Origin of the sequence: Ensifer sp. 22460, from assembly GCF_052044935.1 — a bacterium.
GTDB lineage: Bacteria > Pseudomonadota > Alphaproteobacteria > Rhizobiales > Rhizobiaceae > Ensifer.
The window spans coordinates 1-14,250 of sequence record NZ_JBQENZ010000024.1 but is presented as its reverse complement, the minus strand read 5'-3'; the positions used below and the strand labels follow the sequence as shown (position 1 = coordinate 14,250).

The 14,250-nt window shown below is 64.3% G+C and carries 14 protein-coding genes; 7 read left to right on the top strand and 7 right to left on the bottom strand.

Annotated features, from left to right (window positions below; translation table 11 throughout):
- The first annotated feature begins 1 nt into the window (after nt 1).
- The 4 genes from ACTJKM_RS25720 to ACTJKM_RS25705 all read left to right on the top strand — a co-directional run bounded on the left by ACTJKM_RS25720 (nt 2) and on the right by ACTJKM_RS25705 (nt 3,217).
- Entirely contained in the window at nt 2-562 is a 561-nt protein-coding gene (locus ACTJKM_RS25720) for a slr1658 superfamily regulator (protein ID WP_057255453.1), read from the top strand.
- A gap of 13 nt (nt 563-575) precedes the next feature.
- Nucleotides 576-917 carry a slr1659 superfamily regulator gene (locus ACTJKM_RS25715; RefSeq protein ID WP_058327337.1) on the top strand — a complete coding sequence of 114 codons (342 nt, stop codon included), beginning with the start codon at nt 576-578 and terminating at the stop codon, nt 915-917.
- A gap of 321 nt (nt 918-1,238) precedes the next feature.
- Nucleotides 1,239-1,916, top strand: coding sequence for a FadR/GntR family transcriptional regulator (locus tag ACTJKM_RS25710; RefSeq protein WP_058327338.1), 678 nt, complete (start codon nt 1,239-1,241; stop codon nt 1,914-1,916).
- Nucleotides 1,913-3,217 (top strand): CynX/NimT family MFS transporter, encoded by a 1,305-nt coding sequence (locus ACTJKM_RS25705; protein WP_058327339.1) that lies wholly within the window; start codon nt 1,913-1,915, stop codon nt 3,215-3,217. Before ACTJKM_RS25710 ends, ACTJKM_RS25705 begins: the two co-directional genes overlap by 4 nt.
- 90 nt (nt 3,218-3,307) lie before the next feature.
- On the opposite strand, the gene ACTJKM_RS25700 is transcribed toward ACTJKM_RS25705, so the two are convergent.
- Complete coding sequence (locus ACTJKM_RS25700; protein ID WP_058327340.1) at nt 3,308-4,522, bottom strand: MFS transporter; 1,215 nt, start codon at nt 4,520-4,522, stop codon at nt 3,308-3,310.
- A 325-nt stretch (nt 4,523-4,847) separates the two neighbouring features.
- On the opposite strand from ACTJKM_RS25700, the gene ACTJKM_RS25695 reads away from it, so the two are divergent.
- Both ACTJKM_RS25695 and ACTJKM_RS25690 read left to right on the top strand, forming a co-directional pair.
- Nucleotides 4,848-6,068 carry a hypothetical protein gene (locus ACTJKM_RS25695; RefSeq protein ID WP_058327341.1) on the top strand — a complete coding sequence of 407 codons (1,221 nt, stop codon included), beginning with the start codon at nt 4,848-4,850 and terminating at the stop codon, nt 6,066-6,068.
- A 9-nt stretch (nt 6,069-6,077) separates the two neighbouring features.
- Nucleotides 6,078-6,722, top strand: coding sequence for a Vgb family protein (locus ACTJKM_RS25690; protein WP_058327342.1), 645 nt, complete (start codon nt 6,078-6,080; stop codon nt 6,720-6,722).
- A gap of 9 nt (nt 6,723-6,731) precedes the next feature.
- On the opposite strand, the gene ACTJKM_RS25685 is transcribed toward ACTJKM_RS25690, so the two are convergent.
- Nucleotides 6,732-7,925, bottom strand: coding sequence for an MFS transporter (locus ACTJKM_RS25685; protein ID WP_058327343.1), 1,194 nt, complete (start codon nt 7,923-7,925; stop codon nt 6,732-6,734).
- 103 nt (nt 7,926-8,028) lie between these two features.
- On the opposite strand from ACTJKM_RS25685, the gene ACTJKM_RS25680 reads away from it, so the two are divergent.
- On the top strand, nt 8,029-8,922 hold the full coding sequence (locus tag ACTJKM_RS25680; protein ID WP_058327344.1) for a LysR family transcriptional regulator: 894 nt from the start codon (nt 8,029-8,031) through the stop codon (nt 8,920-8,922).
- A 97-nt stretch (nt 8,923-9,019) separates the two neighbouring features.
- Here the strand turns inward: ACTJKM_RS25680 and ACTJKM_RS25675 are convergent, their stop codons facing one another.
- From ACTJKM_RS25675 to ACTJKM_RS25655, 5 genes are all read right to left on the bottom strand, one after another.
- Nucleotides 9,020-9,850, bottom strand: a complete 831-nt coding sequence (locus ACTJKM_RS25675; RefSeq protein ID WP_058327345.1) for an alpha/beta fold hydrolase — start codon at nt 9,848-9,850, stop codon at nt 9,020-9,022.
- Nucleotides 9,851-9,939: 89 nt separating this feature from the next.
- Entirely contained in the window at nt 9,940-11,538 is a 1,599-nt protein-coding gene (locus tag ACTJKM_RS25670; RefSeq protein WP_058327346.1) for an MFS transporter, read from the bottom strand.
- Nucleotides 11,535-11,993, bottom strand: a complete 459-nt coding sequence (locus ACTJKM_RS25665) for a DoxX family protein (protein ID WP_082663513.1) — start codon at nt 11,991-11,993, stop codon at nt 11,535-11,537. The genes ACTJKM_RS25670 and ACTJKM_RS25665 overlap by 4 nt, the downstream gene beginning before the upstream one ends.
- A 50-nt stretch (nt 11,994-12,043) precedes the next feature.
- Nucleotides 12,044-12,256: a hypothetical protein gene (locus ACTJKM_RS25660; RefSeq protein ID WP_058327347.1), complete on the bottom strand. Its 213-nt coding sequence runs from the start codon at nt 12,254-12,256 to the stop codon at nt 12,044-12,046.
- A 20-nt stretch (nt 12,257-12,276) separates the two neighbouring features.
- A partial coding sequence (locus ACTJKM_RS25655) for an amidohydrolase (protein ID WP_440660204.1) occupies nt 12,277-14,250 on the bottom strand: 1,974 nt, incomplete at its 5' end.

The window sequence follows — 14,250 nt, the reverse complement described above, 5'->3', positions numbered from 1 at the left end:
GATGACCACGCTCTACGGACTGGCGGACCTGACGATCGGTGCCCACCAGAAGATGACCCGGCTGCGTCTCTACGACGGGCCGCTCGATCTCAGCTGGAAGCATTGCGCCATGGCTTCGGATTTCGTCGCCGAACTCGCCGCGCTGCGCTACCGCGCTTCGCGCAACACCTATCGGGAAGTGCGCCACAATATCGGCTACCTGACCAACGAACTGGTCGAGAATGCCGTGAAGTTCCGCGCCTCCGGTTCTGTCGTCGTCGAGGCTGCCCTCGAGGGCCACAGCTTCCGCACGAAGGTGTCGAACGTGATCGACAACGAAGCGGCCGCCCGCTTCCAGGAACTGCTTTCCGAGATCGCCGACGGCGACCCCGGCGACTTGCTCATCGAGCGTATCGAGGCAAACGCAACCGGGCTCGGCAAGAGCGGCTCGGGGCTTGGTCTTTTGACGCTGATGAGCGATTATGGTGTTCGTTTCGCTTGGGTTTTTGGCGCCCAGGGTGACGACGGCGAAACCTCCTTGGAGACCTATGCCTCCATTGCGGTCCCAGACCTCTCGAACTGATGAGCCGGTGAACATGGAAAACAAGGACGTAGAAGAGTATCGCGTTTGGTCCGAAGGCAACGACATCCATTTCGAAGGCACGATGCGGCTGCCGGGAACGGAAGCCTATGCCCCGATCTTCTCGACCGTCATGGGCGTGCTCGAAACCGAGCCTGAGCACGTCACGATCGATTTGACCGAATTGCAGTTTCTGAACTCGTCCGGGATCAACCTGCTCGCCAAACTGACGATCGAGGCGCGCAACCGGCCGAACGTGCAATTGACGGTGCGCGGGACCTCCGAAATCCCGTGGCAATCAAAATCCTTGCCGAACCTCAAGAAACTGCATCCCGGCCTCGATCTCAGGCTCAACTGAGGTCGGCGATCCGGCTGTATTGCGGCCGGTCAACGACAGAGCGCCGTGCGGTCAACTGAACGCACAAAGGCCGCTCTAGCACTTTGACTCTAGCGCATCTTTCCGCCTCCAGTGACTTCACCTGAGAGCGGGATGCTCTAGACATTCCAGCCAGCACTTCCGGCTTCTGCCGGTTGTGCTGGCTCGCAGCTCCTCGACGAGGCACGCTTCAGGAAAAGAGACTCGAGCCGGTTCGCTGCCCCTTGGTGCCGCCCGGCCGCGTTGACTCACGCATCAACTCGGCCTATGCATCAAATCATCTGATGACTTGATGAGCAGACGATGCAGCCGATCAATCGTACCAATCTCACCGAGAGCGCAGCCGAAAGCCTGCGAACGGAAATCCTCAGCGGCCGCTGGGCAGTCGGCGAGCGCATTCCGAACGAAACAGCACTCACCGAACTACTCGCCGTCAGCCGCGGCACCGTGCGTGAAGCCGTTCGGGTCCTGATCTCGAAGGGCCTTCTCGACGCCCGCCAGGGCTCCGGCACCTATGTCCGCTCGACCGTCGACACCTCGGACGCGCTCGACCGGGTCAAGCGCACCGGTCTGCGCGACCAGTGGGAAGCACGCGCGGCACTCGACGTCGAGGCGGCGCGACTGGCGGCACTCCGTCATACGCCTGAAGACCTCGAGCGCATGTTCAAGCTGCTTGGCGCCCGCGGCACGGTGGCCGATGGCGGACGCGACGCCTTCGGCCAACGCGACATCGCCTTCCACAGAACGATTGTCGAGGCATCGGGCAACAGGGCGATCGTCGCGCTCTATGATTTCTTCACCTCGGCCATCCTCGAAACCATCCACTCGACCCTTCGCGGCGACCTGCCCGAGCCGGACGACCGGGCGCATGCGGCGATCGTCGAAGCGATCTCGTCCGGTGATCCGGACCAGGCCGCGGCCTCCGTCCGGGCGTTCATGGCCCCCGTCCTCGCTGAACTTGATCGGCTTCTCACCCAATGAACCAGACTTTTCGTGATCCCCACAAGGCCGAGGCCGCCGAGCCGCTGGACTTCGAAGACCAGCTGATCGATGCCGAGGCTGACAGCCTACCGGCGCCGCAACCGCCTGTCTTGAGCCGCAGCGCCCGGGTTCTTCTAGGCGTGAGCCTCGTCCTGATCGCCTTCAACCTGCGGCCGCTGTTTTCGAGCCTCTCAGTGCTGCTGCCCGAGGTGATGCAGGCAACCGGCCTGTCGACCGCAGGCGCCAGCGTACTCACCACCCTGCCGGTGCTCTGCCTCGGCATCTTCGCGCCGCTTGCGCCAAAACTCGCGCAACGCTTCGGCGCCGAGCGCACGCTTCTTGGCGTGCTGCTGCTTCTGACGCTCGGCACGGGCCTGCGCGGCGTTCAATCCGTGCCGCTGCTGTTCCTCGCGACCTTTGCCGCCGGTGCGGCGATCGCGGTCGGCAACGTCCTCCTCCCCGGCCTCGTCAAGCGTGACTTTGCCGACCGGGCCGCGATGATGACGGGCTTCTACACCATGGCGCTCTGTGCCGGCGCGGCCAGTGCCGCCGGCCTCACTCTGTCGATCGAGCACCATGTCGTCGGCTCCTGGTCCGGCGCGCTCGCGGCCTGGGCGGTGCCAGCCCTGACGGTGCTCCTGATCTGGGCGCCACAGGCGTTGCGTGGTAAGGCTCAGGCCCGCCACAGCGGCTTCCGCGTCGTCGGCCTCTGGCACGATCGCCTCGCCTGGCAGGTAACTCTGTTCATGGGGCTGCAGTCGGCACTGGCCTATTGCGTCTTCGGCTGGATGGCGCCGATCCTTCGCGAGCGCGGCCTTGATGCCGCAATCGCCGGCGCGGTCGTCTCGGCCTCGATCATGATGCAGGTCGTCACCTGCCTGCTCGTGCCGTCTTTTGCCGTCCGCCGCCGGGACCAGCGCGCCGTCTGCGTGGCGCTCGCGGCTGCTGCGGTCATCGCCCTGATCGGCATCCTCTTTGCGCCGCTATCGACGGTGCTCGTCTGGGCCATTCTTCAAGGCATCGGCCAGGGTGGCCTGATTGCCGCGGCGATGACGCTCATCGTGCTTCGCTCGCCCGATTCCCATGTCGCAGCCCACCTCTCGGGCATGGCCCAGGGCGTCGGATACGTGCTCGCCGCCATCGGCCCGCTGCTCGTGGGCTTCATCCGCAGCTGGACCGGTAGCTTTGCGGCCAGCTCGATTCTCTTCGTCGCCCTTGGCATCGGCGTGGCGATCATGGGCATGGGCGCCGGCCGGGCGCTCCATGTCGGCGCACGAACGGTCAGGATCGACGATCGCTAAGACGGGCGCTGCCGTCTTGAAATGAAAGCTCAGTTCGATCGGGCTCCACTCTCAGGTGGAGCCCTTTCGCGTCGATCTCAGTGCACTGCTTCACGCCGCAGCGACCGCCTGCTGATAGCGCGGTGCGGGCCTGAAGGTGAGCGCGATCAGGAACGCCCCGAGACCGATGCCCCAGGAGCCGACATAGAGCCAGGTATAGCTGGCCATCGCATCATAGATCATGCCGCCGGCAATCGGTCCCGTCGCCATGCCAAGGCTGCCGGCCATGGCGGTTCCGCCAATGACCGTTCCCATCATCCGCAGGGGGAAATTCTCGCGGGCAAGCACGGCATAGAGCGGCATGACGCCGGCATAGATGAAGCCGAACAGGGCGGCGACGGCGTAGAACGAGCCAAGCCCTGCGGCGAAGACATAGGCAAGTGCCCCAAAAGCCTGCGCCAGCAGCCCGAGAACCAGCACGCGCTTTGCACCGAAGCGGTCGCCGAGCAGGCCGAAGACGACGCGTCCGCCCATGCCAGCGAGCCCCTCGACACTGTAGATCGAAACGGCCGCCATCACGGGGATACCGCAAGTAATGGCGTAGCTCACCGTGTGAAAGATCGGGCCGGAATGGGTTGCGCAGCAGAAGAAGTTGGTGAGCAGCAGGATAATGAAGAGCGGCGATTTCAGCACCTGGCTCGTCGTCATCGTCGATTGCGCCTCTTCCTCAGGAGAGGCCGCGGCAGCACCGACAGCAAGTACCGGCGCCTGGCGAACGAGAAGCGACACCGGGATCATGATGACCGCGACGACGACCGCGATGATCTGCAGAGCAGTTCTCCAATCGTAGCCTGAAACCAGCCACGCCGCAAACGGCGACATCGTCATCGGGGCCATGCCCATGCCGGCCGAAACGAGCGAAACCGCAAGGCTCCGGTGCGTATCGAACCAGCCGGTAACGCAGGCCATCATCGGCGCGAAGATTGCCGCCGTGGCGGTGCCGACGACGACGCCGAAGACGACCTGGAAGGCGATCAGCGAGGTCGCCCAGCTGGCCGCCAACAGGCTGACGGCCAGAAGCACCGAGCCGATGAGCACGATCGGCCGCGCACCCCAGCGATCGGAGAGACTGCCCCAGGCAATGCTGGCGAAAGCCATCGCCAGAAAGCCGATGGTCATGGCACTGGAGACCCCGGTGACGGACCAGCCGGTATCCCGCGAGATCGGCAGCAGGAAAACAGGAAGTGAGAACATGGCGCCGATCGCCAAGCAGCCAAGCAGGCCGCCAGCCGCCACGATCACCCAACGATAAATCGAATTGCTCATTGCAATCTCCTTGGCAGCGCCCGGTTAGACGGCCGGCAGCGCCGATAACGTGCAAACTGATCACGCAGCAGGTTTGGACGTGCAGAGCACCTCCTCTTGCTGGTTCCTGTAAGACGCAGGCGCCAGCGGAAAGCCGACACCGAAAGTTGCAGATTTTTGTAACTATTGCAGGTTCGCCTCGCATCGCTCGCGGCATGCCTTCGACCCATTTGGATCCAACCCACTTGATTGTGCTTCGAAGGTCCTCTCTGTTGTCCCGTGCCGTTCGAGCAATAGGTAGAGGCCGAAGCACCGTTGGGGGAGTGACAAGTGTGACGGGATTTCGATGGATTCGCTGATTACCGCGGCAGGCCAGGCGCTGGCCGCTGGTGACCTGCTCGGCGTGCTGAAGCGGGTCGCCTTGCGCGACGACCCGCCGGCGCTGGCGCTCCGCGGCATCGCGATGGCTCAGCTCGGAGATCTCGGCCGCGCCAAGACGCTGTTGAAGGCGGCGGCGCGCGGCTTCGGCCCGAAGGAGGCCGTGGCCCGCGCGCGATGCATCGTTGCCGAAGCGGAAATCGCCATCGTCTCGCGCGATCTCTCATGGCCGATGAAGGCGCTCGACGCCGCCCGCGCGACGCTCGAAGCCCATGGCGACCACCTCAATGCCGCGCACGCCCGCAATCTCGGCGCCCGCCGCCTGCTGCTGATCGGCCGTCTCGACGAGGCCGAACAGATGCTTGCCGGTGTGGATCCAGGCCGGCTGACACCGCCGGCGAGAGCCACGCACGAGCTTGCGATTGCCGGCATCGCCGTTCGACGATTACAAACCGCTTCGGCGGCCAGCGCCTTCGCCCGGGCAACTGAAGCGGCGCGAGCAACCGACATAGCGGCGCTGGTCGCGGAAGTCGAAGGCGCGGCGCTTGTCCTGAAGACGCCGGCGGCCCGGCTTCTGACCAGGGGAGGCGAGCGCCTGCTGCTGCTCGACGACGTCGAAACCCTGCTCAACTCCGATACCCTGGTGGTCGATGCGTGCCGAAACATCATCCGGCGCGAAGCCTCCGCCGTTTCGCTTGCAACGCGGCCGGTGCTCTTCGCGCTGGCGCGCGCGCTTGGAGAGGCGTGGCCGGCCGACGTCTCACGGCGCGCCTTACTCGTCCGTGCCTTCGGCGCGAAACATGTCGACGAATCCCACCGGGCACGATTGAGGGTCGAGATCGGCCGGCTTCGCGACGAACTCCGCGCTTTCGCGAATATCAGCGCGACCAGCGACGGCTTCCGGCTGGCTCCGCGTGGCGACCACCAGGTCGTGGTGCTTGCGCCGCCGGTCGACGATCGGCACGCGGCGATGCTGGCGCTTCTTGGCGACGGCGAGGCATGGTCGAGCTCCGCTCTCGCCATCGCGCTCGACGCCAGCCCGCGCACGGTGCAACGGGCGCTCGAAGAACTCTCCTCGGAAGGCAAGGTTCTGCCGGTCGGCCGCGGGCGGGCGCGACGCTGGGTGATCCCGCCTGTGCCGACTTTCCCGACAGTCTTGTTACTCCCCGGCCCACTGCCAAGCGATTAGGATTGAGACATGAAACGATCCGAAGCCGAAATCCTCCGCGAATATGGCCCCTTCCCTGGAGCCGACCACATCCATGGCGTCACCTTCGACGGCCGGAACATCTGGTTTGCCTCCGGCGACAAGATCAATGCCCTCGATCCGGAAAGCGGGAACCCGGTGCGCTCGATCGATGTCGCGGCGCATGCCGGTACCGCCTTTGACGGCAAGCATCTGTTCCAGATTGCCGAGGACCGCATCCAGAAGATCGATCCCGAGAGCGGCCGCGTGCTGGCAACGATCCCGGCACCGGGCGGCGGCGGCGATTCCGGCCTTGCCTGGGCGGAGGGAACCCTTTGGGTCGGGCAGCACCGAGGGCGGAGGATCCATCAGATCGATCCCGAAACCGGCGCAATCCTGCGCACCATCGAATCCAAGCGCGTCGTGACGGGCGTCACCTGGGTCGACGGAGAGCTCTGGCACGGCACCTGGGAAGGCGACGACAGCGACTTGAGGCGCGTCGACCCCGAGACGGGATCGGTGCTCGAACGAATCGTGATGCCGCCGGGAACCGGTGTTTCGGGGTTGGAGTCCGATGGCGATGACCGCTTCTACTGTGGCGGTGGCGGAAGTGGAACGATCCGGGCCGTCCGCCGGCCGAAGAAGCATGCTCCCTAGGTTCAACCCTCAGCGCAAGGTCTCCAGCCTGGCCGCTCGTCGAGCAAGCAGCTTGGCAGCCAGCGCCAGCGCCGCAAGCGCGAGGCCGAGTGCGCTGACGCCCGGCCAGGAGCCATAGCTCCAGGCGGCGAAGGACAGGGCCGAACCCGCCGCTCCCCCAAGAAACATGCTGGTCATGAAGACTGTGTTGATACGGCTGCGCGCCGCGGGCTCGAGCGCATAGATGATGTGCTGGTTGGCAATCAGCGCGACCTGGATGCCGATATCAAGCACGATAACGCCAACCACCAGTCCGGCGATCGAGGTCCAGGCTCCGAGTACGACCCAGGCAGCGAGCGTCAGAGCCGCCCCGAACCAGACGACGGACCGAGCACCTCGCCGATCCGCCATCCTGCCGGCGACCGGTGCCGCAAAGACGCCGATTGCCCCGACAATGCCGAACAGACCGGCGGCATCGGCGCCCAGATTGAAACGCGGCGTCGCAAGATAAAGCGCGAGCACGGTCCAGAATGCCGTAAAGGATGCGAAAAGCGCCGCCTGCACCATCGAAGCGAGACGGAGCGCGGGCTCGCGCCGCCAAAGAGTGGCGAGCGAGGCCAGGGCTTCGCGATAGGGCAAACGCGATGCCGGGCGCAGATCCGGCAAGGTCCGAAACATCAGGAACGAAGCTGCAAGTGCGAGAGGCACACTTGCCCAGAACATCTCTCGCCAGCCGGCATGGGCCCCGACAAAGCCGGAGACCGTGCGGCTGAGCAGGATGCCGGTCAAAACTCCGGCCATGACCGTGCCGATCGCCGCCCCGCGTTTGTCAGGCGTGGACAGCATCGCAGCGATCGGGACGATCTGCTGCGCGACGGTGGCGCTTGCCCCAAGCAGCACCGAGGCGGCGATCAGCAATAACGGCGACGGGGCCAAAGCCGCGGCGGTCGCTGCTATCGCGATCGCCAGGAACTGCCCGACGATCAACCGTCTGCGCCGGACGATATCGCCGAGCGGCAATAGAAGCAGCAGCCCGAGCGCGTAGCCGAGTTGCGTCGCCGTCGGAAGCAGGCCGACGGCCGCCTCGCCAGGAAACTCGGCTTCGATGAGCCCCAGCAATGGCTGATTATAGTAGATGTTTGCAACCGCGATGCCGCTGGCGACCGCCATGGCGTAGATGCGGGTTCGACCGAGGCCGGAATGCTTCGTTTCATGGGTAACCATTTCACTTGCCCTTCTCACTGGAGAGATGGGCTTGATCTATCGCCTTATCGAAATTCGCTGTAGTGTCGCAATTATAAATAGCAGAATATCGGATTTCGATACAATGAACCTCGACGAAGTCCTCGTCTTCACCGCAGCGGCAAGCGGCGGCAGCCTCGCCGAGGCCGCGCGACGGCTTGGCATCACCCCCATGATCGCAACCCGGCGGCTCGCCTCCTTGGAGCAGGTGCTTGGCGTCCGGCTGATGCACCGCACGACCCGCTCACTGTCGCTGACGCCAGAGGGCGAAACCTTTCTGCCCTATGCCCAGGGTCTGCTCGAAACCGAACAGCAGGCGCGAACGCTCCTGAGAGGTGACGGGGACGGAGCGACCGGTCTCCTGCGCGTCTCGGCGCCGGTTGCCTTCTCGATCAAGCTGATTGCTCCGCTCCTGCCTTCGCTGCTTGATGATCACCCGGGGCTCAAGGTCTCGCTCGATATGAGCGACACAATGCCTGACCTGGTGGCATGGGGCATTGATTTGGCGATCCGCGTCGCGCGTTTGAAAGATAGCAGTTTGATCGCCAAAAAACTGGCCGAAAACCCGCGTTCCCTCGTCGCCTCGCCATCCTATGTCGAAAAGCATGGGAGCCCGCGCACCAGTGGCGATCTCATCAATCATCAATGCCTGCCGCTGCACGGTGTAAGCCATTGGACCTTTCTGAGCGCCGGGGTCGAGAGGCATGTGCGGCTGCAGAGCCGCTTTTCGTCGACAAGCATCGAAGGATGCCATGCGGCCTGCCTCGCCGGTGCAGGCATCACCCTGCTCTCCGACTGGAATATCGCCGACGATCTCGATGCAGGTCGGCTGATACGCATTCGCCTCGAAGATGCGGCGCCCGAGACATTGGCGATCTGGGCCGTCTACCCGACGACGAAGCTTGTCGCACCCAAGGTACGCGTCTTCATCGACCGGTTGATGGGGGCACTTGGCAAAACCGCAAAGGGAAACGCTTGAACGACAGAACCCGCACCGCGATCAACACGGTGCGGGCACCAAGATTTGTCCCGGCACGGTCCGCGGTAACCGAGACGCCGCGGATCATGCCAGCGCTTTAGGCCTTGATGAAGGCAAGCAGGTCAGGATTGATGACATCGGCATGGGTCGTCAGCATTCCATGTGGATACCCTTCATAGACCTTTAGCGTGCCGTTCTTCAGGAGCTTGACGGCAAGCCGCGCCGAATCGTCGATCGGAACGATCTGATCGTCGTCGCCATGCATGACCAGCGTCGGCACGTCGATCGCCTTGAGGTCCTCGGTGAAGTCGGTTTCCGAGAAAGCCTTGATGCCCTCGTAATGCGCCTTGGCGCTGCCCATCATACCCTGCCGCCACCAGTTCTGGATGACGCCTTCGGATGTTTCAGTCCCCGGTCGGTTGAATCCGTAGAAGGGACCCGCCGGAACATCGCGGAAGAACTGAGCGCGATTGGCGGCAAGCGCGGAACGGAAGCCATCGAATACCTCGATCGGCAGGCCACCGGGATTGTTCGCGGTCCTCACCATGATCGGCGGAACGGCACCGACCATGATCAGCTTGGCGACCCGTCCCGCACCGTGGCGTGCAACGTAAGCCGCCGCCTCGCCGCCACCCGTGGAGTGACCGATGTGGATGGCATCACTGAGTTCGAGCTTGAGGACCAGTGCCGCGACGTCCTTCGCATAGTGCGCGATATCATGACCTTCGCTCACCTGTGCCGAGCGCCCATGACCGCGGCGGTCGTGAGCAATGACGCGATAGCCCTTGTTGACGAAATAGAGCATCTGCGCGTCCCAATCGTCTGCCGACAACGGCCAGCCATGGTGAAAGACGATTGGCTGGCCCGAGCCCCAATCCTTGTAGAAGATATCGACGCCGTCTTCAGTCCTGACGAAGTTTTCGGTCATGGGAACGGTTCCTTTGCTTGGGTTCTAGTGTTTGTGTCTTCCTGGCACGTTCCGCGGCACCGGATGGACGCCATGGAACGCAACCCACGTCAACCGAGCTGCGGCCGGTTGATCGCGAGAAGGTGGTGTACGACCGGCGCCGCCGGCCCTTTGTGAAAACGACGAACATCTTCCTGGACATCGGCATCGGCTTTGGACACGCGCTTGTGCTGGCGCAGATGTTCGGCCCAGGATTCGACCATGAACCACTCAACCATGCGGCCGGTGTCAGCCGCGTCCTCGGTGACGCCCCAACCATAGGCGCCATCACGGCGGCGCTCATGCGACAGGCGGGCGAGCGCCTTCAGGAACTCGGAGCGGTCCGCCTTGTCGACCGTGTACTCGATCAGCACGAGGACGGGGCCTCTGTCGTGTTCGACGAGCTCGCTGGTCAACGGCTCCGGCCAATGGTTGGAAGGGATGAGATCCGCCTCGCCCTTCGGCAGTTTCATGGCATGGAAGGCGAGCCCGACGCAGAGCAGGCCGATAGCCGCCACCGTCAGAGTGAACGGGATGCCGATGGCCTCCCCGATGGCGCCCCAGGCAAGGCTGCCGCCGGTCATCGCCCCGTTGAAGACGGTAAGATAGACGGCGAGCGTGCGCCCTCGCACCCAGTTCGGCAGGATCGCCTGCGCGGTGCTGTTGAGCGTCGTCAGTGCGGTGATCCAGGCGGCGCCGCAAACGAGCAACGCGACAACCGCCACCCATTGCGCCGGCGCGAAGGAGAGCACGCCCATCACGGCGGCCGTGAGCACCGCGGAAAGCAAAAGCAGCCCGTCGGCATCCATCCGGGCACGCAGGCGCGGCATCACCAGCGCGCCGCCGATTGCACCCGCGCCGACGGCACCGAGCAGGATGCCGTAGAAGCTGGCGCCACCGCCGAGAAGCTGGCGGGCGACCAACGGCAGCAGGGCCCAGATCGCGCTCGAAAATGCGAAGAACACGGCGGCACGCAGCAAGACCACGTGCAGCTCGCGACTGGCGCGTGCGTAGCGCAACCCCGCCCGGAAGGCGCCAAAGAAGCGTTCCGCGAGAACATCGTCCTCCGATACACCGCGCCGCCACCACAGGAGCGCCGCGATCACGAAGACATAGCTGATGACATCGACGCCATAGGTGACGGCTGCTCCGGACCAGGCGAGCAGCAGGCCGCCAAACGCCGGACCGATCGCGCGGGCGATGTTGATGCCGAGCGAATTCAGCGCCACGGCGCCCTTGACGTCCTGCCTCGAGACGAGCTCTGGCACGATCGCCTGCCAGGTGGGGGCGACCAGGGCCGCCCCTATGCCGCCGACGAAGGTCAGCGCGATCAGCGAGCTCACGGACTGCAGGCCCGTGGCGGAGAGAAACAGCAGGCAGAGGCTCGTCAAAGCTAGCAGAAACTGCACCAGGATCAGGAATTTGCGCCGATCGAGAATATCCGAGAGAACCCCTGCAGGAATGGCGAGCAGGAAGATCGGCAGCGTCGCCGCCGCCTGGACCATGGAAACGGCGGCCGGCGACGCCGACAGGTCCGTAACGAGCCAGGAGCTGGCGACATCACGGATGAAACTGCCGGTATTGCCGATGATCGTCGCCACCCACAGGACCGCAAAGACCTTCTGCCGCAACGGCGCAAACGTCCCTGCGCCCTCTTTCGCTGCCGTCATTGCCCAGCCTTTCCTGCGGATGCCCGTTCACGAAGATCGTAGCAGGCGACGAGCAGGAAGGCACCGCTGAGGCCGAGATGCTCGAAGAAGCCGTTCGTCGCCATCGCACGCTCCATGCCGGGCGGAAATTCCCAGAAGCGAAACGCGAGGAAGGTGGCGGCAAGCGTGAAAGCCGCAAGCGCGCTGGCAGCCGCCCAGCGATAGAAACCTATGAGAATGAGGGCCGACATCAGAAGCTCGAAAACGATGACCCCGACGGCAAAGAGCGGCGCCGGATGCAGGCCGAAGTGATCCATCTCGGCAAGCGCACCCGGAAAGTCGAAGATCTTCGTCAGCGGCCCCTGGATATAGGCCGAGCAAAGCGCCAACAGGCCGACGAAGACGATCCATCGCCCGGCGTGGCTTGGCCGCAGGCGGGCAGCGAGATGTTTTTCGAGAGAAGACAGGCTCAGCATTTTGTTTCCTTGTTAGACGGTCTTCGACTTAACGGGCGGCTTGGCCGCCTTCATCGGGTCTGCGGCCATTTCGAATTACTGAACGCGGTCCGCGAAATGCCCTTGTAATAGGCACCCGCCTTCGGCGGCGATTGGTTCACCACGACCTTCGCCCAGGAGGGTCGCTTGTTATCCTTTGCGGGTGCACCATCGTCGCCGAGTGCGGCCGACGAAGTGATCAGGATGGAGGCTGCCAATGCGGCGGCGCCGACGATCGTTTTCATTTTGCGCCCTTCCGCTATCGTCACACGGCCCAGCAGGAGCAGCCGAGTGCGCCGAAGAAGCCCTTGAGATCGGCGATCGGCAGCTTTGACGTCCAGGCGCCGGCATGGTCGTGTCCATGCACGCCGCAATTGCTGGCGCAGCCGCACGCGGTGATCGCCGTGCGGCGGAGCGAGTTCTTGCCGGCACCATCGGGCTCGCCCCAGGCGGCATAGCCGCCGAAGGTGCGAACCGGCGACCAGTCGGGCATCGCCGGCGGCACCGGATTCTCGTCGTGGGAAGCGAAGTCGCCGGCCGCATAGACGACCTTGCCGCCGACCATCGTCAGCTCCGAGGTCAGGAACGAGATCTCGTCCTCGGAACAAGTGAAGTAATCCTTGTTCGGCACGATCAGGTCGGCAAACTGTCCCGTCTCGATCCGGCCCTTCTTGCCCTCCTCGTTGGAGAACCACTGCACCTTCTCGGTCCACATCCTCAGCGCCGTCTCGCGATCGAGGCAGTTGGCGCGCGGATAGAGCTGCAGGCCGCCGATGGTCTTGCCGGTCACCATCCACGACAGCGAGACCCAAGGGTTATAGGAGGCGACGCGGGTGGCATCGGTGCCGGCGGACACGTTGACGCCCTTCTCCAGCATGCGCCTGATCGGCGGCGTCGCTTCGGCCACGCCGTGGCCGTAGCGCTCGACGAAATATTCGCCCTGGTAGGCCATGCGGTGCTGGGTGGCGATGCCGCCGCCAAGCGCGGCGATCCGGTCGATCGAGCGGTCGGAAATCGTCTCGGCATGGTCGAAGAACCAGTTCAGGCCGTCGAGCGGGATATCCTTGTCGACCTTCTCGAACACGTCGAGCGCGCGGCTGATGGTTTCGTCATAGGTCGCATGCAGCCGCCAGGGCCAGCGGTTCTCGGCCAGCACCCGCACGACCTCTTCGAGTTCGCCCTCCATCTCCGGCGCCATCTCCGGGCGCGGCTGGCGGAAGTCCTCGAAGTCGGCGGCCGAAAACACCAGCATCTCGCCGGCGCCATTGTGGCGGAAGTAGTCGTTGCCCTGCTTGTATTTGACCGATGAGGTCCAGTTCAGAAAGTCTTGCTTCTCTTCCTTCGGTTTCTGGGTGAAGAGATTGTAGGCCAGGCGAACGGTCAGCTGATCGTCGTCCGACAGTTTCTGGATGACGGCGTAGTCGTCCGGATAGTTCTGGAAGCCGCCGCCGGCGTCGATGACGCTGGTGACGCCGAGCCGGTTGAGCTCGCGCATGAAATGGCGGGTGGAGTTGACCTGGTAGTCGAAGGGCAGCTTCGGTCCCTTGGCCAAGGTCGAATAGAGGATGCCGGCATTGGGCTTGGCCAGGAGCAGCCCGGTCGGGTTGCCGTTGGCATCACGGGTGATCTCGCCGCCCGGCGGGTTGGGCGTGTCCTTGCCATAGCCGACGGCCCTGAGGGCGGCGCCGTTGAGCAGCGCCCGGTCATAGAGATGCAACAGGAACACCGGCGTATCCGGGGCGAGCGCATTGATCTCGTCGATGGTCGGCAGCCGCTTTTCGATAAACTGGTGTTCGGTAAAGCCGCCGACGACGCGCACCCATTGCGGCGCCGGCGTGATCGCCACCTGGCGCTTCAGCATCGCCATCGCATCGGCGAGCGAACGCACGCCGTCCCAGCGCAGTTCCATGTTGAAGTTGAGGCCGCCGCGCACGACGTGGGTGTGGTTGTCGTTGAGGCCCGGCAGCACGCGCTTGCCCTTGAGGTCGATCACCTGTGTGCCCGGGCCGGCCAGCACCATGATCGTCCGCTCGTCGCCGACGGCCAGGAACTTTCCGTCCTTGATGGCAACGGCGCTTGCCGTCGGGTTGGCGCGGTCGAGCGTGGTGACAAGGCCGTTGTGCAGGATCAGGTCGGGCGTCATCGAGGTGTCTCCAGTCTGTTGGGCGTGTGTCGCGGTTGCCCTACCCAAGGCTAGGGCGGCGGCGGTTGCACCGAGAAACGAGCGTCGTGTCGGCAT